This is a genomic window from Herbidospora daliensis (assembly GCF_001570585.1).
Classification (GTDB): domain Bacteria; phylum Actinomycetota; class Actinomycetes; order Streptosporangiales; family Streptosporangiaceae; genus Herbidospora; species Herbidospora daliensis.
On the sequence record NZ_BBXF01000003.1, the window covers coordinates 410,669 to 432,916 of the forward strand.

At 70.2% G+C, this 22,248-nt stretch carries 19 protein-coding genes; 9 read left to right on the top strand and 10 right to left on the bottom strand.

The window, feature by feature from the left end; genetic code table 11:
* Position 1 precedes the first annotated feature (1 nt).
* Entirely contained in the window at positions 2–583 is a 582-nt protein-coding gene (locus tag AW274_RS17205) for a TetR/AcrR family transcriptional regulator (protein WP_062432962.1), read from the bottom strand.
* Between the two features lie 120 nt (positions 584–703).
* Between AW274_RS17205 and AW274_RS17210 the strand changes: the two genes are divergently transcribed.
* Both AW274_RS17210 and AW274_RS17215 read left to right on the top strand, forming a co-directional pair.
* Positions 704–1,021, top strand: coding sequence for a PadR family transcriptional regulator (locus AW274_RS17210; RefSeq protein ID WP_062432964.1), 318 nt, complete (start codon positions 704–706; stop codon positions 1,019–1,021).
* Positions 1,018–1,872 (top strand): HAAS signaling domain-containing protein, encoded by an 855-nt coding sequence (locus AW274_RS17215; protein ID WP_062432967.1) that lies wholly within the window; start codon positions 1,018–1,020, stop codon positions 1,870–1,872. Before AW274_RS17210 ends, AW274_RS17215 begins: the two co-directional genes overlap by 4 nt.
* Here AW274_RS17215 and AW274_RS17220 read toward each other — a convergent pair.
* Positions 1,845–2,696 (bottom strand): hypothetical protein, encoded by an 852-nt coding sequence (locus AW274_RS17220; RefSeq protein WP_062432970.1) that lies wholly within the window; start codon positions 2,694–2,696, stop codon positions 1,845–1,847. The genes AW274_RS17215 and AW274_RS17220 overlap by 28 nt on opposite strands.
* A gap of 5 nt (positions 2,697–2,701) precedes the next feature.
* Positions 2,702–3,463 (bottom strand): nucleotidyltransferase domain-containing protein, encoded by a 762-nt coding sequence (locus AW274_RS17225; protein WP_062432973.1) that lies wholly within the window; start codon positions 3,461–3,463, stop codon positions 2,702–2,704.
* Between the two features lie 94 nt (positions 3,464–3,557).
* Between AW274_RS17225 and AW274_RS17230 the strand changes: the two genes are divergently transcribed.
* Positions 3,558–4,577: an NADH:flavin oxidoreductase/NADH oxidase gene (locus tag AW274_RS17230; protein WP_062434595.1), complete on the top strand. Its 1,020-nt coding sequence runs from the start codon at positions 3,558–3,560 to the stop codon at positions 4,575–4,577.
* Here the strand turns inward: AW274_RS17230 and AW274_RS17235 are convergent.
* Positions 4,519–4,872, bottom strand: a complete 354-nt coding sequence (locus AW274_RS17235; RefSeq protein ID WP_062432976.1) for an ArsR/SmtB family transcription factor — start codon at positions 4,870–4,872, stop codon at positions 4,519–4,521. The two genes, AW274_RS17230 and AW274_RS17235, sit on opposite strands and share 59 nt — an antisense overlap.
* A gap of 97 nt (positions 4,873–4,969) precedes the next feature.
* Here AW274_RS17235 and AW274_RS17240 point away from each other — a divergent pair, with 97 nt between their 5' ends.
* A complete protein-coding gene (locus AW274_RS17240; RefSeq protein WP_062432979.1) occupies positions 4,970–5,560 on the top strand; it encodes an RNA polymerase sigma factor in 591 nt (196 codons plus the stop codon).
* 5 nt (positions 5,561–5,565) lie between these two features.
* On the opposite strand, the gene AW274_RS17245 is transcribed toward AW274_RS17240, so the two are convergent.
* Entirely contained in the window at positions 5,566–6,489 is a 924-nt protein-coding gene (locus AW274_RS17245) for a hypothetical protein (RefSeq protein WP_157520352.1), read from the bottom strand.
* Positions 6,490–6,755: 266 nt separating this feature from the next.
* Between AW274_RS17245 and AW274_RS17250 the strand changes: the two genes are divergently transcribed.
* The gene (locus tag AW274_RS17250; RefSeq protein ID WP_062432984.1) at positions 6,756–11,048 is read left to right on the top strand and encodes a galactose-binding domain-containing protein; all 4,293 of its coding nucleotides are present in this window, start codon (positions 6,756–6,758) and stop codon (positions 11,046–11,048) included.
* 70 nt (positions 11,049–11,118) lie between these two features.
* Here AW274_RS17250 and AW274_RS17255 read toward each other — a convergent pair whose 3' ends face one another.
* Positions 11,119–11,943, bottom strand: coding sequence for a DUF4253 domain-containing protein (locus tag AW274_RS17255; RefSeq protein ID WP_062432987.1), 825 nt, complete (start codon positions 11,941–11,943; stop codon positions 11,119–11,121).
* Between the two features lie 47 nt (positions 11,944–11,990).
* On the opposite strand from AW274_RS17255, the gene AW274_RS17260 reads away from it, so the two are divergent.
* Positions 11,991–13,850, top strand: coding sequence for a serine/threonine-protein kinase (locus AW274_RS17260; RefSeq protein ID WP_157520355.1), 1,860 nt, complete (start codon positions 11,991–11,993; stop codon positions 13,848–13,850).
* On the opposite strand, the gene AW274_RS17265 is transcribed toward AW274_RS17260, so the two are convergent.
* The 3 genes from AW274_RS17265 to AW274_RS17275 are packed head-to-tail and all read right to left on the bottom strand — an operon-like array spanning position 13,847 to position 16,143.
* Complete coding sequence (locus AW274_RS17265; protein ID WP_062432993.1) at positions 13,847–14,470, bottom strand: class F sortase; 624 nt, start codon at positions 14,468–14,470, stop codon at positions 13,847–13,849. The two genes, AW274_RS17260 and AW274_RS17265, sit on opposite strands and share 4 nt — an antisense overlap.
* Positions 14,467–15,276, bottom strand: coding sequence for a DUF4397 domain-containing protein (locus tag AW274_RS17270; RefSeq protein ID WP_062432996.1), 810 nt, complete (start codon positions 15,274–15,276; stop codon positions 14,467–14,469). Before AW274_RS17270 ends, AW274_RS17265 begins: the two co-directional genes overlap by 4 nt.
* 9 nt (positions 15,277–15,285) lie before the next feature.
* Positions 15,286–16,143 (bottom strand): hypothetical protein, encoded by an 858-nt coding sequence (locus tag AW274_RS17275; protein ID WP_062432999.1) that lies wholly within the window; start codon positions 16,141–16,143, stop codon positions 15,286–15,288.
* Positions 16,144–16,255: 112 nt separating this feature from the next.
* Here AW274_RS17275 and AW274_RS17280 point away from each other — a divergent pair, with 112 nt between their 5' ends.
* From AW274_RS17280 to AW274_RS17290, 3 genes are all read left to right on the top strand, one after another.
* Complete coding sequence (locus AW274_RS17280; RefSeq protein ID WP_062433002.1) at positions 16,256–17,032, top strand: hypothetical protein; 777 nt, start codon at positions 16,256–16,258, stop codon at positions 17,030–17,032.
* Positions 17,033–17,188: 156 nt separating this feature from the next.
* Positions 17,189–18,304, top strand: coding sequence for an FxsB family cyclophane-forming radical SAM/SPASM peptide maturase (locus AW274_RS17285; RefSeq protein ID WP_269750593.1), 1,116 nt, complete (start codon positions 17,189–17,191; stop codon positions 18,302–18,304).
* A complete protein-coding gene (locus AW274_RS17290; RefSeq protein ID WP_062433008.1) occupies positions 18,301–19,554 on the top strand; it encodes an HEXXH motif domain-containing protein in 1,254 nt (417 codons plus the stop codon). The genes AW274_RS17285 and AW274_RS17290 overlap by 4 nt, the downstream gene beginning before the upstream one ends.
* Here AW274_RS17290 and fxsT read toward each other — a convergent pair.
* Positions 19,523–22,087 (bottom strand): FxSxx-COOH system tetratricopeptide repeat protein, encoded by a 2,565-nt coding sequence (gene fxsT / locus AW274_RS17295; RefSeq protein ID WP_369408642.1) that lies wholly within the window; start codon positions 22,085–22,087, stop codon positions 19,523–19,525. The two genes, AW274_RS17290 and fxsT, sit on opposite strands and share 32 nt — an antisense overlap.
* Between the last annotated feature and the right edge of the window lie 161 nt (positions 22,088–22,248).

Consider the following 22,248-nt stretch of genomic DNA (forward strand, 5'->3'; position numbering starts at 1 on the left):
GCTAGCGGCAGACCAGCCGGAGCGTGTCGTCGACCGCCTCGTAGACGGCCTCGATGGGGTGGCGGCCCATGATCCAGCCGCGCAGGCCCTGGTCGGCGACCGCCCGCAGGGTCGAGACGACCACCGCGTCGGCCCCCGCCGAGGCGGCGCGCATGACGTCGGCGAACAGGGTGTCGAGCGGGGCGTAGACCTCGGCCGCGCGGGGGTCGTCGGTGGTCTGTAAGACGATCATGAGCCGGTAGAACTGCGGCTGCGCCTGGAAGGCGCGGATGGCGGCGTGCAGGACGTGCCGCAGGCGGTCGCCCTCGGTGTCGCCGCCCGGCGGGAGGCGGTCGAGCCTGCGCCGCAGGCCGTCCTGCCACTCGTCGAAGACGGCGGCGAAGAGGTGTTCCTTCGAGGAGAAGTACCGGTAGAGGGTGCCGAGCGCGACCTGGGCGTCGCGGGCCACGTCGGAGACCTTGATCTTGTCGTAGTCGCTGCCCGTCAGGCCGCGCAGGCCGGTCCTGACGATGCGGGCGCGGCGTTCCCGCTGGTCCTTGCGGAGCGATTCCGGCGCCGCCGGGCCCGGCACGTCGGTGACCATCGCGGAGTTCTCCTGATCGGGTGGGAAATTTCGATCTAGGTTACCGGTCCGCGCGCCGTAATGATCATGAAATCCTCGGACTTGTTGTACTGTGCGGTGCACAGTACTGTGTGAAGCATCATGGAACTCGAACTCCGGCGTGGCGTGATCGTGCTGGCGGTGCTCTCCCAGCTCGGCTCCTTCCGCTACGGCTACGAGCTGCGCCAGGCCCTGGCCGAACAGGGCATGGCGATCGAAGAGGGCACCCTCTACCCGCTGCTGCGCCGCCTGGAGAACCAGGGCGCGCTGGTCAGCGAGTGGCGCACCGACGGCGGCTCGCCCCGCCGCTACTACACGCTCAGCGACGACGGCCGGGAGCAGCTCGCCCGGCTGACCGGCTCGTGGAAGGAGCTCACGGCCACCATGGACCGACTTCTGCAGGGTGAAGGGGCGTCATGAACGCCGAACAGCTCATCGACTCCTACGTCGCCGACGTCGCCCGGCGGCTGCCGCGCCGCCAGCGCGCCGACGTCGCCGCCGAACTGCGCTCGATCCTCCTGGACGAACTGGGCGATCACACCGACCCCGAGAGCGCCCGCCGGGCGATCGACGCCTTCGGCCGCCCCGCCGAGGCCGCCGCCCGCTACCGCCCGCCCCTGGTGCTGCTCGACCCGGCCGACTCCCGCCCGTTCCTGCGCTGGTCGCTGGGCGGCCTGGCGGTCATCTGGGTGCTGGGCGCGGTGTCGGTCATCGAGGAACCGGGCCCCAACCCGGTCGCCGCGTGGTGGCTCGGCGTCGCGGTCCCGTCGATGTGGTGGCCGGGCGTGCTGTTCACCGGCTACGCCCTGTCGGCCTGGGTGCGACGGAGATGGCCCGACCGGGGCCGCTGGCAACCGCGCCCGATCGACACCGGCCGGGTCAACCGCTGGGGCCACGCCGCCGCCTGGGTCTTCTACGCCTGCGGCACGGTCGCGCTGGTGACCCTGCCGTGGTTGCACTACGACCCCGCCTTCCACGCGCGGCGCGGCCCGTGGGTGCTGGCGTTGCTGATCGTGCACCTGGTCCTGTACGCCGTCGTCATCGTCAACGGCCGCTGGAACTCGCTGACCCGGCGGCTCGACATCGTGATGAACCTGGCCGTCGGGGGAGTGCTGATCTGGGTCATGGCGGCCGGGGCGGTGTTCACCGAAGGGTGGGTCGACGACATGGTGAAGGGCATCGTCGTCCTGATCCTGCTGGTCACCGCCTTCGACGTCGTCCAGAAGACCCGGCGCGAGCTCCGTCAGCACAACCTCAGCTCGTCGACATAGGTCGCGGGGTCGGCGGCGGAGAACTCGTCGCAGGTGTCGTGGTTCCACAGGCTGCCCGGATAGAGCGCCGGCGCCTCCTTCAACGGCCGCATCCCGGTGATCCTGAAGGGGGCGCCGCCGTCGTCGATCGTCAGGGTCACCGTCTTCTGCTTCTGCAGCACGTCGGCGACCAGCCGGTATTCGCAGTAGCGGCCCGTCTCCACCTGCACGTCGAACACCTGCTGCTCACCCGGCGCGAGCAGCACGGTCTGGGTGTCGAACCAGCTCTTCTCCGACCAGCCGTACTTCTCCATGAAGCGGGGGACCGGGTGGCGCGCGTCGAGGTCGAAGGACAGGTCGACGAGCATCTCGGTGCCCTGCGGCGGCGAGTAGAAGACGGTCCCGCCGAGGGGCTCGCGGCAGTCGGCGTCGACCCGCAGGTCGAGGATCCGGACGTCGAGTTTCGAGACGTTCTCCAGCACGAACCGGGTGCCGACCGCCACGCCGACCCCGCCGAGCGAGCGCATGAGGTCGGCCAGTTCGTCCACGTCGGCCGACGCGCGGACCGCGTTGATGCGGCGCAACGTGGCCGGGTCGGGCCGGTAGGCCGTGGGGAACACGAACGTGTCACCCGGGTCGAGGTCGCGGATCTTCAGCGCCGCCACCACCACCGGCTTGGCGATCGGGCTCGGCGACGGCGAGGCCAGCACCACGAGTTTGGCCGCGTCGGAGGTGACCGCCGCGACCGTGCCCGTGACGACGGTCAGCAGCGCTCCGCCGACGACCAGGGCGGGCTTGCCCAGCAGCCTTTGACGTAACGACGGTTTGGGGTGGTGTCGGCGCACCCGCCCTATCGAATAGCCCGGACCGTCCGGGCATCGGCCGTTTCCTCCACCTGGTTGGAGGCCCAGGTTCTCCGGTACGCGTCCACCAGCCAGGCGTCGGCCCGCGCCTCGTCGGGGTGCTCGGGCAGCACGCTCACCGGGACCAGCTCGGCCAGCCTGCGCTCCAGCCCCGCCGCCATCGCGAGGGCCTCCTCGCGGCCGATCTCCCCGGTCCGGATCGCCACGATCACCTCGCGCTGCGGCATCGGCAGCGTGATGCGCCCGGTCTCCAGCAGCTCGACGCCCTGGAGGCCGAGCCGGACCATGTGCCCGGTCGCCTTTGGCATCTGGTCGCGGTCGCGCTGGGCGCGCAGGTAGCCGATGAACCGGTCGGCGGCCCGCCGCGACAGGATGAACGACGGCCCCTCGGCCAGCAGCTCGGCCCCGAGCGGGGTGACCGTCGCGTCGGGCGCGAACAGGGCCAGCAGCACGGTCGGGTTGCCGTCGAGCGCCAGCCGCATCCACTTGCGCAGGCTGTAGACGGTCAGGTCGAGGTCGCCCGGCCGCGACCGCGTCCCTTCGGGCACCGAGCGGTGGATGTACTGCTCGAAGGGCCGCAGCCCGATCACGTATTCGGGCGGCTCGACGCAGATGCCCAGCTCGTCGTGGTCGCCGGTGTCGCCGACGGTGGTGCCGTGGAGGCGGGAGCCGATCTCGCAGCGCAGGATCGTGTGCGCCGCCGCGATGGCCGCGAATTCCGGGGTGCTGTGCCGCGTCCAGCCGGTCATAGGCTGAATAGTACGATAAATATCGAACTAAGGAGACTTCGTGCTGTTCGAGCCCCTCACCCTGCGGTCGCTGACCTTCCCCAACCGGGTCTGGATGTCGCCCATGTGCCAGTATTCGGCCGCCGTCGACGGGCCCGACACCGGGGTCCCCCATGACTGGCACCTCGCCCACCTGGCCGGCCGCGCCGTCGGCGGCGCGGGGCTCGTCATGGGCGAGGCGACCGCCGTCTCGCCCGAGGGCCGCATCAGCCCCGCCGACACCGGCCTGTGGAACGACGCGCAGGAGACGGCCTGGGAGCGCATCACCCGGTTCGTGTCGGCCCAGGGCGCGATCCCCGGCATCCAGCTCGCCCACGCCGGGCGCAAGGCGTCGACCGACCGCCCCTGGCTGGGCGGCGGACCGGTCGGGCGGGCCGACCACGGCTGGACCCCGGTCGCGCCGAGCCCGATCCCGTTCTCGGCGGCTCACGTCGTACCGGACGAACTGACCACCGCCGAGATCGGCAAGCTCGTCGAGGCGTTCGCCACGGCGGCCGAGCGGGCGCTGCGCGCCGGGTTCCGGGTGGTCGAAATCCACGGCGCCCACGGGTACCTCATCCACGAGTTCCTGTCGCCGCACAGCAACCACCGCACCGACGCCTACGGCGGCACGTTCGAGAACCGGGCCCGGTTCGGCCTGGAGGTCGTCGACGCGGTGCGCGCGGTGTGGCCGCAGGAGCTGCCGCTGTTCTTCCGGGCCTCGGCGACCGACTGGCTGCCCGAGGGCGAACCCGCCTGGACGCCCGGCCAGACCGTCATGCTCGCGGCCGAACTGGCCGCCCGCGGGGTCGACCTGATCGACGTGTCGAGCGGCGGCAACGCCTCCACCCAGCAGATCCCGCTCGGCCCCGGCTACCAGGTGCCCTTCGCGCGGCAGATCAGGGCCGAGGCGGGGGTGCCGGTGGCGGCGGTCGGCCTGATCACCGAGCCGGAGCAGGCCGAGGAGATCGTGGCCACCGGCCAGGCCGACGCGGTGTTCCTCGGCCGCGCGCTGCTGCGCGACCCCTACTGGGCGGTCAGGGCGTCGGGGGAGTGGCCGGCGCAGTATCGGCGCGCTGCCCCTCAACCGCGCTGACCACGCTGTCGAGCAGCCCGGGGAACAGCCGGTCGAGGTCGGCGCGGCGCAGGCCGTTCATCTTCGAGGTGCCCCGGTAGACCTGGGTGATCACCCCGGCCTCGCGCAGCACCCGGTAGTGGTGGGTGGTCGTCGACTTGCTGACGGCCAGGTCGATCGCCGAGCACGGCACCTCGGCGCCCGAGACGGCCAGGAACCGCACGATCTCCAGCCGGGCCGGATCGGCCAGCGCGTGGAGCACCTCTTCGAGCCGGATCTCCTCGGCCGGGGGATGCTCCAGGACTCTCGCCGTCATCCCTCGATCTTAGTCCGACAGACGTCGGACTACCGATCTCCCCGCCGTGACAGCGCCGCGAAGGGACCGTGACAGGGGCGTCCCGCACCGTGGGGGCATGACACTCGAAGCACGTTTCCAGCGGGGGGACGAGGAGGCCTTCGCCGACGTCGCCGGCCGTTACTCGCGGCCCATGTTCGCCGCCGCCTACGGGATGCTCGGCGACGCCGAACTGGCGGCGGACGCCGTACAGGAGGCCCTCGTGAAGATCTGGCAGAAGGCCGCCACCTACGACCCCGGCCGCGACCTGGCCCCCTGGTTGTTCACCATCACCCGCCGCGCCGCCGTCGACGTCCACCGCAGGACCCGGCGGGACGCCGGCGCGACCGACCTCGACGCGGTCGCCGCCCGCCTGGCGGTGCCGCCGCCGTCGCTCGACCACCAGTGGACCTCGTTGCAGGTGGCGCGGGCGCTGGCCCGGCTGACCCCGCAGGAGGCGCAGGTGCTGCGGATGGCCTACTTCGAGGACATGACGCAGAGCGAGATCGGCGCGGCGCTGGGCCTGCCGGTCGGCACGGTCAAGAGCCGCACCTTCCGCGCCCAGAAACGGCTCGCGGAGCTGCTCGCCCACCTGCGATTCGGACCGGCCGAAAGCCCTCACGAAGCGTCGGAGGCGGGGCACAGGTCCCGCCTGTGCCCCGTCCGGTGAAGATCTCAGAAGAGCGCCTGCGCCCTGTCGACCACCTCCTTCCCCAGAGGCCGGTGAGGCGGCCACGAAGCCGGTGAGCCGCCGGCCGGCCGGCCCGGCGGGTCGAGCCGCACGCCGTCGGGGCCGACCGACAACACCGACCCGGGCACGCCGGGCGCGGTGAACGGCACCCGCACCACCCCGCCGTGCACGGCCGCCGCCGAGCCGAGCACCCCGTCGGGGATCGCGGGCTCGGCCACCTCGCCGGTCGACGGCGTGAAGACGGCCAGCCGCGAGCGGCACCCCCGGTCCACCCGCAACACGATCCGCGCGCCGTCGCCGCCGAGCGGGGTGACCCGCCCGGACAGCCCGCCCAGCACCGGACGGCCGCGCCACCGGAACTCCGGCGGCCCGCCGGGCGGCATCCCGACGAGCCCGCCGGGCAGCACCCGGGCCCCGGTGACGGCGCCGGGCATCAGCTCCCAGCTCCCGTCAGACAGGTCGAGCACCACCGGGCCGGGCGCCTGCGGCCGGGTCAGCCCGAGCAGCCGGGGCGCGAGCACGACCCCGGGGCCGCTCGCCCCCGGCGGCAACCCGGCCAGCCGCTTCAGTCCGCCCGCGCCCGCCCGGTAGACCGCGTCGCCCGTCACCAGGTCGCCCGTCAGGTGGACGAACGGCCCGCGCCCGGCGGCGAGCGTGGTCTCGGCCGACTGGGTGACCAGGGAGATCCGGTGGCGGCCGTCGTCGTTGCGGCAGAGCAGCGCCCGCTCGCCGTCGAGCGGGCTGATCTGGGTGCCGGGCTCGCAGGCCGAGGCCAGCGGGCGCATCAGCGGGCCGGGACCGGTGAAGTCCCACACCTCCGGTCGCGCCGCGTCGCCTCCGGTCACCGCGAGGCAGGCGGCGTACCGGCCGTCGGCGGAGAACCGCCAGCTCACCCTCACCGTCGTCACGCTCACACCTTGCTCAGGCGGCCTTGTGGGCGACTTGTGGGTTACTGAAGATCCAGTGGGGCGGGCCGTAATGCCTCATCAGGGCAGGTTTTTCTGACCGTTGACGCCCTCTTAGCACACTTGTAACATTCAGCCATCACTGCGCAAGAATCTTGCAAGCTGATGTTTGATTCCTATCTTTTCCTCGCAACTTCAGGGATGCACAGCGTCCGTGCTCCTGTACCCCCCGACCCCTGTAGTGCCATGCCGAGAGATAGAAGAAGGCGATGACGAGAAAGCACGGACCGTTACGGCTGCTGGCGGCATTTGTCGCGGCAGTTCTCGTCGTGACCGTGGGGCCGCTGCAGCCGGTCTCCGCGGCCGGCGGGCCCAACCTCGCGGCCGGGAAGACCACCGCCGCGAGCAGCACCAACTCCCCCTACCCCTCATCCAACGTCGCCGACGGCAACCAGGAGACCTACTGGGAGAGCTCCGGCAGCACCTTCCCGCAGTGGGTCCAGGTCGACCTGGGCAGCGCCCAGACCGTCGACCAGGTCGTCCTGAAGCTCCCCTCCGCGTGGGGCGCGCGCACCCAGACCCTCTCGGTCCAGGGCAGCCTCGACAACAGCGGCTGGTCGACGATCGTCGGCTCGGCCGGGCAGAACTTCGCCCCCGGCAACGCCAACACCGTCACCCTGAACTTCGGCGCCACCAACACCCGGTACGTCCGCGTGAACATCACCGCGAACACCGGCTGGCAGGCCGCCCAGCTCTCCGCCCTCGAGGTCTACGGCGTCACGAGCTCCTCGGGCAACCTCGCCTCGGGCCGCACGATGACCGCCAGCAGCGTCTCGCAGAACTACGTCGCGCCCAACGCCAACGACGGCAACGCGAGCACCTACTGGGAGAGCAACAACAACGTCTTCCCCGAGTGGCTCCAGGTCGACCTCGGCTCCTCGGTCGCGGTCAACCGGGTCGTGCTGAAGCTGCCCCCGGCCACCGCCTGGCAGACCCGCACCCAGACCCTCGAAGTCCAGGGCAGCGCCAACGGCTCCAGCTTCTCCACGCTGGTGCCCTCCGCCGGGTACACCTTCAACCCGGCCACCGGCAACACGGTGACGATCAATTTCACCTCCGCCGCGACCACCCGCTACGTGCGGCTGAACATCACCGCCAACACGGGCTGGGCGGCCGGGCAGATCTCCGAGTTCGAGGTGTACGGCCCCACCGGCACCGGTGACACCCAGGCGCCCAGCGCCCCGGGCAGCCTGACCTACACCGAGCCCGCCTCCGGCCAGATCCGGCTCGCGTGGAACGCCTCCACCGACAACGTCGGCGTCACCGGCTACGACGTCTACCGGGGCGGCCAGCTCATCGCCAGCGTCGCGGGCAACGTGCTGACGTACACCGACAACCAGCCGGTCACCGCCACGGTGACCTACTTCGTGCGGGCGAAGGACGCGGCGAGCAACGTCTCGGGCAACTCCAACTCGGTCACCCGCACCGGCCAGTCGACCGGTGACACCCAGGCGCCGACCACCCCCGGCAACCTGGCCTACACCGAGCCCGGCTCGGGCCAGATCCGCCTCACCTGGACCGCCTCGACCGACAACGTCGCCGTCACCGGCTACGACATCATCCGCAACGGCTCGGCCGCGGGCAGCGTCTCGGGCTCCACGCTCGTCTTCACCGACACCCAGCCGGCCACCGCCACCGTGACCTACCTGGTCCGGGCCCGCGACGCCGCCGGGAACGTCTCCGGCGACAGCAACTCGGTCACCCGCACCGGCACCAGCCAGCCCGGCAGCAACCTGGCCACCGGCAAGGAGATGGTCGAGTCGGGCCACGTCCACACGTTCGTCGCGGCCAACGCCAACGACAACAACCTGGACACCTACTGGGAGGGCGCGTCGGGCAGCTGGCCGAGCACCCTGACCGTCAAGCTCGGCGCCAACGCCAACGTCACCTCGGTCGTGCTGAAGCTCAACCCGTCGTCGGCGTGGGGCGCGCGCACCCAGAACATCCAGGTCCTGGGCCGCGAGCAGTCGGCCGGCGGCTACACCAACCTGGTGTCGGCGGCCAACTACACCTTCAACCCGAGCTCGCAGAACACCGTCACCATCCCGGTGACCGCGACCACGGCCGACGTGCAGCTCCGGATCACCAGCAACACCGGCGCCCCCGGCGGCCAGATCGCCGAGTTCCAGGTGTTCGGCACCCCGGCCCCCAACCCCGACCTGGTCGTCACCTCGGCCACCTGGTCGCCGTCGTCCCCGGTCGAGACCGACTCCATCACGCTGTCGGCGGTCGTCCGCAACAACGGCAGCGCCAACGCCCCGGCGTCGTCGGTCAACCTCTACCTCGACACCACCCGCGTCGCCACGGTGAGCGTCCCGGCCCTCGCGGCGGGCGCGCAGACCACCGTGACGAGCAACATCGGCCCGCGTGACGCCGCCTCCTACTCGGTGAACGCCAAGGTCGACGAGGCCAACACGATCATCGAGCAGAACGACGGCAACAACGCCTTCGTCAACAGCACGGCCCTCGTGGTGCGCCCGGTCGACAGCTCCGACCTGGTCGCCGCGCCGGTGGCCTGGACCCCGAGCAACCCGTCGGGCGGCCAGACCGTCACCTTCAGCGTCGGCATCAGGAACCAGGGCACCGTCGCCTCGGCGGGCGGCTCCCACGGCATCACGCTGACCGTCCTGAACGACTCGGGCACCGTCGTCCGCACCCTGACCGGCTCCTACTCCGGTGTCATCGCCGCCGGCGCGACCACCTCGCCCGTCAGCCTCGGCACCTGGACGGCCGCCAACGGCCGCTTCACCGTCCGCGTCGTGCTCGCCAACGACGGCAACGAGCTGCCGGTCAAGCAGGCCAACAACACCACCAACAACGGCCTCTTCGTGGGCCGCGGCGCCAACATGCCGTACGACCACCTGGAGGCCGAGGACGCCGTCCGCGGCGGCGGCGCCGGCGTCGTCGGCCCGAACCGCATCATCGGCGACCTGGGCGGCGAGGCCAGCGGCCGGCGCGCCGTCACCCTCAACACCACCGGCGCCTACGTCGAGTTCACCACCCGCGCCCAGACCAACACCCTGGTCACCCGCTTCTCGATCCCCGACGCCTCCGGCGGCGGCGGCATCAACGAGGAGCTCAACGTCTACGTCAACGGCGCCTTCCACAAGGCGATCAACCTGACCTCGAAGTACATGTGGCAGTACGGCAACGAGGCGAGCCCGAACAACTCGCCCGGCTCCGGCGGCCCGCGCCACATCTACGACGAGGCCAACATCTTCCTCGACGGCTCGTTCCCGGCCGGCACGAAGATCAAGCTGCAGAAGGACGCGGCCAACGCGACCAACTACGCGATCGACTTCATCAACACCGAGCAGGTCGCCCCGATCGCCAACCCCGACCCGTCGAAGTACGTCGTGCCGACCGGCTTCACCCAGTCGGCCGTCACCGCCGCCCTGGACAAGGCCCGCATGGAGAGCGGCTGGGAGGGCGTCTACCTGCCCGCCGGCGACTACTCGGTGCAGAGCAAGTTCAACGTCTACGGCAAGGCCATCAAGGTCGTCGGCGCCGGTCCCTGGTACACCCGGTTCTACGCCCCGACGAGCCAGGAGAACACCGACATCGGCTTCGACGTCCAGTCGTCGGCCAACGGCGCCTCCTTCAGCGGCTTCGCGGTGTTCGGCAACTACACCTCGCGCAACGACGGCCCCGGCAAGGTGTGGAACCTGACCGGCATCAGCAACATCTCGATCGACAACATGTGGATCGAACACCAGATGGTCATGGTGTGGGGCACCAACGTCAGCAACCTGCTGCTGACCAACAGCCGCGTCCGCAACATGTACGCCGACGGCCTGAACCTGACGAACAACAGCAAGAACAACACCGTCAGGAACATCGACGCCCGCTCCACGGGTGACGACGCCTTCGCCCTGTTCAACGCGATCGACATCGTCCAGGGCGACAACACGGGCAACCTCTGGGAGAACCTCTCGGTGACCACCCCGTGGCGCGCGGCGGGCCTGGCGGTCTACGGCGGCCAGAACAACACGTTCCGCAACATCTACATCGCCGACACCCTGTGCTACTCGGGCGTGACGGTCTCCTCGCTCGACTTCGGCTACCAGTTCAAGGGCTTCGGCACCCAGCCGACCACCCTGGAGAACATCTCGATCATCCGGTCGGGCGGCCACTTCTGGGGCGCGCAGACCTTCCCGGGCATCTGGATGTTCTCGGCCTCCAAGGAGTTCCAGGGCATCCGGATCAACAACGTGGACATCGTCGACCCGACGTACTCGGGAATCATGTTCCAGACCAAGTACAACGGCGCGGCGGAGTACCCCCACACCGACACGGTCTTCAACAACGTCTCGATCTCCGGCGCCCAGAAGAGCGGCGACGCGTTCGACGCGAAGTCGGGCTTCGGCATCTGGGTCAACGAGATGCCCGAGCAGGGTCAGGGCCCGGCGGTCGGCTCGGCCACCTTCAACAACCTGACCTTCAGCAACAACTTCCAGAACATCAAGAACACGACCTCGACGTTCACCCTCAACATCAACTAGTCACCCGCTGAGCGGGCGCTGCCGCCGGAAGGCCAACCTCCGGCGGCAGCGCCGTTTCATCTGTACGGGCTCAGTCCCACCAGAACGACCAGGCGTTCCGCCCCATGATCAGCTCGGCGTAGTCCTCCAGCGTGCCCGGTCCCTGGACGATGGTGTCGGGGCAGAACGTCCAGTGCTCGGCCGCCACGTGGACGGCGTGCAGCGGCGTCGTCGGCGGCGCGGCCACGCTCAGGTCGAGGGTGTTGAAGCCGACCCCCACCACGCGCGCCCCGAACCGCTCCTCCCACGAGCGCACGACCGCCGCCATGGGCACCGCCCACTCGTTGTGGTTCACCGCGCCCTGCCAGCCCATGACGGCCAGCGCGTCGGCGCCCCGGTCGGCGGCCACCAGGCCCAGCGGGGTGCCGTTGCGGGCCAATTCGCGGGCGTACCAGTCGGCGACCACGTCGGGATGGGCGACCGGCACGCCGGGCTCGGCCAGGCCGGGGGAGACGGGCCCGAAGGGCTCCAGATTGCCGATCTGGTCGTGGGAGGCCATCTCGACCCAGTCGGCCCACACCTCGTCCATGAACGCCTGGGCGTGGAACAGGTCGATGCGCTCGGCGTCGTCGGGGGCGATCTGGCCGACCGACCACGGCTGCACCGACTCCTCCATCAGCAGCGGCCACAGGCCCGAGGCGGGGTGCTCGGCCCGCAACGACGACCACAACTCGCCGGACACGGGATCGTCGCTCAGCCAGAACGCCGGCCGCCGGTGCGGGCGTCCGCGTTCGAAGGTCGGGTCGGGCCACACGGTCACGCCGGGAGGCAACTCCACGGTGAGCTCGCGCCGCACGCCGTCGTCGGCGAACAGCTCGCGGAGCTCGGGCGGCAGCAGCCCCTTTCTAACCGGCACGGCGGAAAGAATAGTTCACACCGTGTTCGTGCGGTTATCGTGTGGTCATGCCGGTTCCCCGACCTCTGCGGCCGGGCGACCCGCGGCAGGTCGGGAGCTACACGCTGACCGGCCTCATCGGCGAAGGCGGCCAGGGCGCCGTCTTCCACGGCCACACCGACAAGGGCGAGCCGGTCGCCGTCAAAGTCCTGCACGCCCGCGTCTTCGGCAAGCGCGACTTCCACAACGAGGTCGCCGCCGCCCGCCGGGTGGCGCAGTTCTGCACCGCCCGCGTCATCGACGCCGACGTGACCGGCGAACGCCCCTTCATCGTCAGCGAATACGTCGACGGCGAGTCGCTGGAGTCGCTGGTCAAGCGCGAGGGCCCGCGCGACGCCGGGTCCCTCGACCGGCTGGCCGTCGGCACGGCCGCCGCGCTGGCCGCCATCCACCGCGCGGGCATCGTGCACCGCGACTTCAAACCGGCCAACATCCTGCTGGGCGCCGACGGCCCGCGCGTCATCGACTTCGGCATCGCCCAGGTCGTGGACGCCGCCGGCACCGAGGCCAGCCGCGTGCAGGGCACCCCGGCGTACATGTCGCCCGAGCAGCTGGCGGGCCGCCGCCCCGGCCCGGCCTCCGACGTGTTCTCGTGGGGCGTCACGATGACGTTCGCCGCGACGGGCAAACCGGCGTTCGGCAACGACAGCATCCCGGCGGTGATGAACCGCATCGTCACCCGCGAGCCCGACCTGTCGTTCGTGCCCTCGCGCCTGCGCGCCGCCCTGGCCGCCGCCCTGGCCAAGGACCCGGCCGACCGCCCCACGGCCGCCGACCTGCTCGTGACGCTCGTGCACGCCCGCGACGAGGGCCAGCACGCCCACGTGCGCACCTCCCGCCGCCGCCGGGTGCTGATCGGCGGCTCGCTGGGCCTGATCGCCGCCTCGCTCGCCACGGCCGTGGTGCTCCTGCCGTCCGAACCGGCCCGCCGGCCCGTGGTCGCCGTCTCGCCGATGAGCCGCCCGGTCGACGCCGCGTTCGGGCAGCCGATGGGCGCGCCGTTCACCGGACACCGGGGAGAGGTGCTGTCGGTCGCCGCCGGGGCCCTCGGGGCGCGCCCGGTGGTCGTGTCGGCCGGCCGCGACGGCACCGTCCGCGTCTCCGACGCGGTCACCGGCGCCGCGATCGGGAAGCCGCGTCCGGTGAACGCCCTGAGCATCTCGTCGCTGGCCGTCGACGGCGACGTCGTCGTCTGCGGCGGCTACGGCGCCGGCGTGTGGCTCTCCGACCTGCGGACGGGCCGCAAGCTCGGCTTCGCCGCCGAGACCGGCGACGTCCTGTCGCTGGGCGTGACCGGGGTGGGCGACCGCCGCGCCGTGGTCACCACGGGTCCCGGCTCGGTCCGCGTGACCGACCTGTCGACCGGCGAGACCCTGCTGAAGCTCGGCGGCGGCGCGACCGCGGTGGCGTTCACCATCGTCGAGGGCCGCGACGTCGCCGTGACGGCCACTCTCGACGGCGCCGCCGAGGTCTGGGACCTCCACTCGGGCGAGCCCGTCGGCAGCGCCTTCCCCCTGCCGGGCGAGCTGCTGGCGGTCTGGTCGGACATGGCGGTCACCGCGGCCCCCGACAACACCGTGCGCGTCTTCGACCTCCCGTCGGGCCGGCCCCTGGGTTCGCCCTACCGGGGCCACACCGACCGCGTCAGCGCCCTGGCGACGACCGAGCTCGACGGCCGCCCGGTCGTCGTCTCGGGCAGCTGGGACGGCACCGTCCGCGTCTGGGACCTGATGACCGGCACCCCGGTCGGCCCTCCGCTGACCGGCCACCGGGGCTGGGTGACGTCGGTCGCGGTGACCGTGGTCGAGGGCGTGCCCGTGGTGGTGTCCGGCGGCCGCGACGGAACGGTCCGCACCTGGCGGCTCTAACGCTCCAGCGTGGCGAAGACGATGACGTTGTCGGCGTAGTGCCCCGTGGCGTCGTCGAACGCGCCGCCGCAGGTGATGATCCGGAGCTCGGCGGCCGGGGAGGCGCCGTAGACGTCCCGGGTGGGGAAGTCCTTCTTCGCATGTGTACGCACTTCGCCGACCCGGAACGTCACGGTCTTTCGGTCTTCGAGCCTGACGAGGACGCGGTGTCCCGGCTTCAGCGTGCCGAGCTCGGCGAACACGCCCGGTCCGGTGGTGGAGTCGAGGTGCCCGGCGATGACCGCCGGACCGGCGTCGCCGGGGCGCACGCCGCCGGCGTACCACCCGGCGACCTCCGCCTTCTTCGGCGGCACCAGGACACCGTGGGCGTCGAGCGTCAGCCGCTCCAGCCGTGAGCGCACCCCGATGGCGGGGATGCTCACCTCGACCGGTTCGGCGTGCGGGGCCTGCGGCGTGACCCGCGCGACCTGGTTCTCGACCGGCCCCCACCCGGCGGCCTGCCGCTCAGGCGTGCCCGGCCCGGCCTGGGGGGTCGCCGCGAGGACGGCGGGCAGGTCCGGGCCGGCCGCCGAACCTCCGGCCGTCAGCAGCACGGCGACCAGCAGTGCCCGGCGTCTCACCTCATACGGCCCGAGGGGGTGCGAAGCCGTACAAGAAAAGCGGTGACGGCGAGCACCAGCGCGCCCGCGAGCGCGAACACCCAGACCGGAACACCTTCGTGGGCGAGCCCGCCCATGCCCGTGTCGACCGCGCCCTGGGGCGTCACTCCGGGCGCGGCCGCGTCGGTCAGCGGAAGCAGCCGCAACCCGGACTCCCCGTCGAGCACGACGACGGTGTTGGTCGACCCCGGCGCGAGCCGCACGTCGGCGCTGGTGCTGTCGTCGCCCCCGGCGGCGGTGATCTTCTGCATGGCGGCGTCGACCTCGGTGTACGCGGGCGTGTCGGCGAACCGCAGGTCCTCCTCCATGCCCCCGGCGGAGACCGTCACGGTCCGCTCCTTGAGCGACGCGGCGATGACGCGCAGCCCCGCCTTCCCGTCGGGAAGTTCCATCGAGTCGTTGAGAACCTGCAGCCGAATGCTCTTGTACGGCCCCATCCCCGCCACCGTGTACGCCTGCCCGCCCGCGACCCGCACGTTGGCCGACAACACCGGCGGCGTGGTCGCCCCGGCCCCGGCGGGCCGCATCGCGACGGTGTACTGCCCCGCGCCGAGGCTCTGATAGGGCGACACCCCGCCGTAGGGGACGGCGTTGAGCACGAGCTTGGCCCGGTCGCCGCCGAACGGATAGAGGCAGACGTCGACCGCCGGGGTGTCCGGCGACAGATGCGCGAGCCGGACATGCCCGACCTGCGGCGCCGCGTTGGCCGCCGGAGCGGCGAGGAAGAACAGCAGAAGGGCGCCGGTGAGTAACCGAGGGAGTTTCATCGTGCTCCGTTATGAGGACAATGAGCCGGTGGGGCTCGGCGCTGTGTACCGTATGCGCAGGATTGTTGACACTGCGTCGACCGGTCGAGCGATATTCACCTCAATGGGATGAAATCGTGACTCTTGTGCCTCAAGAAACCTGATGATCCCGGAAACCGACGCGCTGGTCGGCTCGGCCCCATCGACGGAGGAGATCTCGACCGTCCGGTACGGCACCTCCCGGGGGTCCCTGCCGCCGTCCTCGAACTCCCGAATATAGAGCTTGTGTGACGCCGCGAGCGCCGCCAGTGACACCAGGATCCGCGCGTCGACCTCCCCGCCCGCGAGCTGCCGGGTAGCTTGGGGCGTCGCCGCCAGCCGGGGATTGGCCAGCAGTTCCCGCCCGGCGTCGCGCCGATCCCGCTTGTCACGCTCCAGCGCTTTCGCGAACGTGCCGGCTCCTTGCGGGGTGACCTGGACGATCCTGATACTGCCGACGGTCGCGAGCGGCTCCTCGGCGGTGACCGGCTCCAGCCCCGGGCCGAAGAGCTCACCGAGCGCGGGGGTGACCACGACGACGTCGGCGTTGAGGACCTCCTCCTGCCCGCGCAACGGCAACAGCCGGGACGGCTCGATCTGACCGGCCAGCAGCGCGCACACCGGCGCGTCGCATCCGACGATGCCGGCGACCTGGCGCGCCACCCAGTCGGCGGCCCGCTCCCGGTCCTTGGCCGCCGCGTCGACCTGGGGCAGTTGTTCGGTGGGCGCGGCGACCTGCTGGACGGCCCGCGAGTTCACGAAGGCACCCGCGACCAGAAGCCCCGCCGCCGCGAGCGCCAGCCCTCCGGCGGCACGCAACTGCCGTGCCGGAGGCAGGCCGAACAGCACCAGACCCCCAATTAGAGTTCGTCCCTTATGCGCCTACGTCATCACGGGAACACGCGCAGTGGCAAGACTCTAGCGGGTGGATTTACGTCGATAAACGGGCATATGAAGGGTCGTGACGTGGTGGCGTCGCCTCGTCGGCGACCTCAAGGCCCGCAACCACCTCGACACGTATGCCCTGACCGTGGTCGTCTTCACGTTCGCGATCCTGTCGCTGGTGAGCGACGCCCTCGACGACGACCTGCGCTGGGCTGTACTCCTGTCAGGCGTCGGCCTGCTCATCTACCGCCTGACCCTGGTGCCCACGTCGCCGTCCCCCGTCGAACTCCTGCACGACCGCGCCGTCTTCGAAGAGTCCCCGCTGGCCCCGCTATTGCGCGACGCCCGCGACGTCCGGGTCTTTGCGCCCTCGGCGGTCAACCTGCTGTCGCCGCAGACCTGCGAACTGCTGCGCAAGACCGTCCTGGCCCGGCGCAACGGATCGGTCCGCGTGGTGGTGCTCGACCCCGCGGAAACCGCCGCGATCGCCATCGCCTCCCGGCAACTCGACGACTCCCTGGAGTTTCCCATCCAGCGGTTGCCGCAGTCCCTCGTTTCGGCGCTCGACCGGCTGAAACTCATGGCGGGCTGGCGGACCGAAGGGGCGTTCTCCTACCGGCTGTTCCCGTACAACCCGGGATTCTCGCTGGTGCTGGTCGATCCGGAGACGCCGCACGGACGGGTGATCGTCGAGTTTCACGGGTTCCATAATCCGTCGACGTCGTCGCGCATGCATCTGGAGTTGGTGGCGGGGCGTAATGAGCGCTGGTATCGGTACTGGATCCAGCAGTTCGACCGGGTGTGGGAGGAGGCGTCCGCGCCGGAAATCTTGACGCGACGGGAAAAGCCATGAGAGACAGTAATCGCGGAGGTACGTCAGGTCGGCGCCGACAGGGCGAAGGGGACCGCGATCACGTTACCTGAATTAGGACATCGGCCATTTCCGGCATCCCTCGACGTCGAGGCCCTCCTGGCGTCGGGGTGGAAACCGCATGCCTTCCGCCAGTTCATTCTGAAGATTCACAGCCGTTGCGACCTCGCCTGCCGCCATTGCTACGTGTACGAAATGGCCGACCAGAACTGGCGCAACCAGCCGAGGCGCATGTCGGAGGCCATCGCCGACAAGGTGGCCCTGCGGATCGGCGAACACGCGATGACCCACGACCTGACCGAGGTCGACGTGATTCTTCACGGGGGGGAACCATTGCTGGCGGGGCCGGAGTTCATCGCCTATCTGGTACGGGCCATCCGCCGGCAGATGGACACGGGCAGCCGCGTCAACGTGAGCGTGCAGACCAACGGCATGCGCCTCGACGACGAGTTCCTGAAACTTTTCGAGAAACTCGGAATCCGGGTGGGCATCTCATTCGACGGTTACGCTGAAGCGCACGACCGGCATCGTCTTTTCCGCGACGGGAGAGGAAGTCACGACCAGGTCGCAGAAGCGATCCAGCGGCTGTCCGCCGGGCGATATCACAGCCTTTTCGGAGGGCTTCTCTGCACGATCGACGTACGCAACGATCCGCTGCGCGTTTATGAGGCGCTGCTGGCCTTCGACCCCCCGTCCGTCGACTTCCTGCTGCCACATGGGAACTGGTCGACCCTGCCGCCGTTCCGGGATGCCGAGTCGACCACGACACCATACGCGGACTGGCTCATCCCGATCTTCGATCGCTGGTACGGCCGGGCCGAGACCGAGATACGCCTTTTCACGGAGATCCTTCGCCTTCTGAGCGGCCACGGCTCCCGAAGCGAGTCGATCGGGTTGTCACCTGCTTTGCTGGCGGTCGTCGAGACCGACGGCAGCATCGAACAGTCCGACATCCTGAAATCCGCCTATCACGGCGCCGCCGCGACCAGCCTCCACGTGCTGCGTGATCCCTTCGACGCCGCACTGCGTCTGCCCTCACTGGTCGCCCGTCAGATCGGGGTCGAGGCGCTCTCCCCGACCTGTCGGGCCTGTGACGTCGTCGCCGTCTGCGGCGGCGGCCTCTACGCCCATCGATACGACGACGAATCAGGATTCCGCAATCCCAGCGTCTACTGCGCCGACCTCTATGCCCTCATCCGGCATATCCACCGGGTCTTCGCCGAAGACCTGATCAGGATGAGAGGCCATCGATGAGCGTCGCGTCTCACCACGTCTCCAGCGACTCCTTCTCCGCGTTGGCGTCGGGCGGTGGCGGCGCACCCGCCATGGCCGAGCTCCGGGCTGCCCAATACAGCAAACACCGCATGTTGCTGCGCGCGGTCGTGGAGACGTTTCCCTCGGCCCGGCGTGCCGCCGAAGCATTCGCCGTGCTGGCCGATCTGGAGGCCGGCGCCCCCCGGGCGGTCGGCCACGTGCTGCGCTACCCGGCCGTGGGGGCCTGGGCGGCCCAAGCGCTGCGCGGCACCGCCGACCCCGATCGGCTGACCGCCGTCGCCCTCGCCGCCGCCCACCTCGCCGGCCGCGAATACGCGCTGCCGGTGAGCTCCCGGCAGGGCTGGGTCACTCTGCCGTCGATCGGCGGATTCCCGGCTCGAGGCGTGTTCGATCTGGTCACCGGTCCCGACGGACTCAAGGTGGACGGGAGTCCAGTCGAAGGATGGCGGTCACTGGCCACCATCACCACCGGCGGTTTCGCCCTCACCGTCGATGACCTCGACCCGCATCGCTGGCCCGACGACGGCATCGACCTTCCCCGTATAGAGGCCCGGGAACGCGACCTCTGGCAGTCACTGCTCCGCGACGCCTGGCAGGTGCTGACCGAGCACCACTGGACCGTGAGAGACGAGGTCGCCACAGCCGTCACCGTCCTCACTCCCATCGGCGCCCCCAGCGACACCCCGCAGAGTGAGTCGTCTCGCGACGCGTTCGGCGCCATCGCCCTCTCGTCGCCGTCCGACGGGGTCTCGCTCGCTGAGACCTTCGCGCACGAGACCCAGCACGTGAAGCTGTACGCCCTGAACGACGTGGTACCCCTGCTGACGCCCGACAACGGCGACCTCTACTACGCCCCGTGGCGGCCCGACCCCCGACCCGCCCGTGGCCTGCTGAACGGAACATACGCCTACCTCGGGGTGACCGGATTCTGGCGCCGTCAGCGGCTCGCCGAATCCGGTGAGCGTGCCCACCTCGCCGACGTCGAGTTCGCACAGTGGCGTGACGCGGCGTACGAGGCGACCCAGGCCCTGCTCGCCGGCAGTGGTCTGACCCCGGAGGGTGCCGCGTTCACCCGGGGGATGGCCCGTACTCTCCACGCGTGGCTCGATGACCACGTCGACCCCGCGGCGCTCTCTCAGGCGCACGACGCCCAGGCGGCACGCCGGACCGCCTGGGAGAAGCGCAACGAGATGTCGTCTAGATCGGCTGGGGGTCGAAGTCGCAGTTGATCCGTCGCCCCTGCGCCGTGTAGGCGGCGTCGGGGTGGTTGACGCTGCCCAGGTCGTGGTAGCGGTTGAGCGTCTCTTCCTGCACCTTGTCGGCTTCGGAGGTGAGCCCGACGGCCCGGAGGTCGAGTGACAGGTTCGCCGCGCACGACAGGGTCAGGAAGTGGTCGGCGCCGAAGTCGTCCGACAGGCGTTTGTGCAGATCACGGCCGTCCTTGACGGCGTTGTCGAGCTCGCCTGTCGCGGCCAGGTCGGACAGCAGGTTGATGGCGCAGGTCACGGTGTAGTCGTGTTCCTGCCCCAGCCGTCTGGTGAGGGCGTCGACGATCTCCCGGTTGAGCTCGCGCGCCCCCCTGGCGTCTCCGCGCAGCCGGATCAGCACCGCGAGATTGCCGCGGCACGCGTGCGCGAACGGGTGGTCGGGGTCGAACACCTGGGGGTAGAGGGGCATGATCTCCAGGGCGAGCTGGTAGGCCTGGTCGAGATCGTCCTTGACCCGGTAGGCGTTGGAGAGGTTCACCGCCGCCGCCATGGTGTCAGGATGCTGGTCACCCAGCAGGTGCTTCAACCGGGTGTAGGTGGTGTGGGCCAGCTCGAGCGCCTCGTCGATGTCGCCACGTCGCCGTTTGGCGATCGAGAGGTCCTTGGCGGCCAGCAAGGTGTGGTGGGAGTCGAGGGTGAGCTGCTGCTTGCCGTAGTCGAAAGCGTCCTGGCCGAGGTCGACGGCCATCTCGTAGTCGCCGCACAGCCGGACCGCCCGGGACAACCCGCTCCAGGTGCCCAGCATCTGCGACCAGCCCACGCCGGTCCTCGCGGTGCTCAGATCGCGCATGAGCCGCTGGAACATGTCCTGCGCGGTGGTGTAGTCGCTCGTCAGCGAGTAGTCGATGGCCAGGTTGTGGCGTACGCGGAAGATGCTCGCCTGGTCGGGCTCGGCCACGGACAGGTAGGAGCGCAGCAGTTCGTCGTCCTGCTCCCGAGCCCGCTGGAATTCACCGCGGGCCCGCAGGGTGCTGCCGTAGCTGTTGGTCGCCCACAACGTTTCGGAATGGGTGGGCCCGAGCACTCGGCGCATCGCGTCGAGGGTGTCGTGGTCGGTGTCGTAGGCCTTGGAGTACTGGCCCATCCCGCGGAGGATGTTCCCGAGGTGCTTCCGGGCGACCAGGACGTCGATGTGGTCGGCGGTTCCTTCGCGCTCGGTCCACTTCGCGATGAGTTCCTCGACCCGGGAGCGCGCGAGTTCGTAGTTGCCGGCCCTGTAGAGGTAGCGCACGGTGTTCAGAGCGAACTCGCGCACGTTCGGGGTCGCGCACTCAGCGAGGTTGGAGTAGGCGATGTGCGGGACGAGTTCCTCGAACGCCTTCCAGTTGATCGTGTCTTCCGGGTCCTTCGGCGCACTGTGCGCCAGCAACAGGTGGACTTCGTGCCGGATGTCGTGCTGCTCCGTGGCGTTGAGCTCCTCCCGCAGGAGGGTCTGGATCAGTCGGTGGACCTGGATGGTGCGCGTCGCCGAGTCGATCTTCGCGAGCGCGTAGCGGCCCAGGACGCTGAGCGCCTTGGTGAGCATCAGAGGGTCGGCCAGGATGGGGGCGATACGCGGGGTCTCGGCCTCGGTGCCCTTCCGGAACACGTCACGGGGGATGGGCTCCGGGCCGAAGAAGGCGCAGCATCGCAGGACTTCGATCGCCTCGGGCAACCGCCGGCGGAGCTGGTGGACCGAGAGTCGCCAGGCGGCGGCCATCGACTGGGGGTAGTCGTCGGACTTGCCCATCTGCATCAGGGCGGTGGTCTGCTCCTCCAGATGCTCGATGTACTCGTCGATGGACATCGCCGTTTCGTACATGAGGGCGCCGGCCTGTTCCAGGGCCAGCGGCAGGTCGCCCAGTTTCTCGGCCAGCAGGCTGATCGTCTCGTCGGGCATCTCCCTGCGGATGCGGTTGCGCAGGAACGTCAAACTCTCTTCGCGGCTGAAGACGTCGACACCGACGCTCTGCACCCGATGAGCCCACAGGGAGTTGCGGGAGGTGATGAGCGCGTGTCCAGGCCCCGCGGGGATGTAGTCGCTGAGTGAAGAGGGCTCGTCGGCGTTGTCGAAGATGATGAGCCAGCGCCGGAAGGGCTCGCCCTTCTCCAGCGCCCGCTTGACGGCGCGAGCGGTCTCCTCGATGCCGAGACCGGAGCTCGGCGGCAGGTTGAGGTGGGGGGCCAGCGCCGCCAGCGAAGCGGGCACCAGTTCGCGTTTCTCGGCCGGAATCCAATAAACGACGTCATAGTGACCGCGGTAGCGCCAGGCGTATTCGATGGCGAGCTGGGTTTTCCCGACACCGCCCTGCCCCTGTAACGCCTGGGCCTGCGGTTCCAGCACGACCGCGCTCACCTGCGTGATGTTGTCGCGGAGCGACTTCAGAAGCCCCTCCCGGCCGGTGAAGTGGGGATTCTTCGGTGGAACTCTCTCCCACACCGTGGGTTGCCGGTCCGGAATGGCGTGTGCTGCCTGCGACCGTTCCACTTGAAACCTCCGCCCCTGCCCCACCACGGGAATCTGGGATTATGCCGCAATAGTAAAGCTTGATTCACGGTCCCGCTCATCACAGAATCGTAAGGAAGCATGGTGACGTTGCGGGAAGGCCTCCAGCGGGGGCGCCGGTCCTGAATCCGGGAAATGGATGCCCGTAACTCGCCCATGGGTGCGAGGAG

Coding starts and splice junctions, on each gene's coding strand:
- AW274_RS17290 (WP_062433008.1), top strand. CDS start 18,301: ATGAGCGTCGCGTCTCACCACGTCTCCAGCGACTCCTTCTCCGCGTTG.
- AW274_RS17250 (WP_062432984.1), top strand. CDS start 6,756: ATGACGAGAAAGCACGGACCGTTACGGCTGCTGGCGGCATTTGTCGCG.
- AW274_RS17210 (WP_062432964.1), top strand. CDS start 704: ATGGAACTCGAACTCCGGCGTGGCGTGATCGTGCTGGCGGTGCTCTCC.
- AW274_RS17235 (WP_062432976.1), bottom strand. CDS start 4,872: ATGACGGCGAGAGTCCTGGAGCATCCCCCGGCCGAGGAGATCCGGCTC.
- AW274_RS17240 (WP_062432979.1), top strand. CDS start 4,970: ATGACACTCGAAGCACGTTTCCAGCGGGGGGACGAGGAGGCCTTCGCC.
- AW274_RS17205 (WP_062432962.1), bottom strand. CDS start 583: ATGGTCACCGACGTGCCGGGCCCGGCGGCGCCGGAATCGCTCCGCAAG.
- AW274_RS17270 (WP_062432996.1), bottom strand. CDS start 15,276: ATGAAACTCCCTCGGTTACTCACCGGCGCCCTTCTGCTGTTCTTCCTC.
- AW274_RS17230 (WP_062434595.1), top strand. CDS start 3,558: ATGTCGCCCATGTGCCAGTATTCGGCCGCCGTCGACGGGCCCGACACC.
- AW274_RS17215 (WP_062432967.1), top strand. CDS start 1,018: ATGAACGCCGAACAGCTCATCGACTCCTACGTCGCCGACGTCGCCCGG.
- AW274_RS17225 (WP_062432973.1), bottom strand. CDS start 3,463: ATGACCGGCTGGACGCGGCACAGCACCCCGGAATTCGCGGCCATCGCG.
- AW274_RS17260 (WP_157520355.1), top strand. CDS start 11,991: ATGCCGGTTCCCCGACCTCTGCGGCCGGGCGACCCGCGGCAGGTCGGG.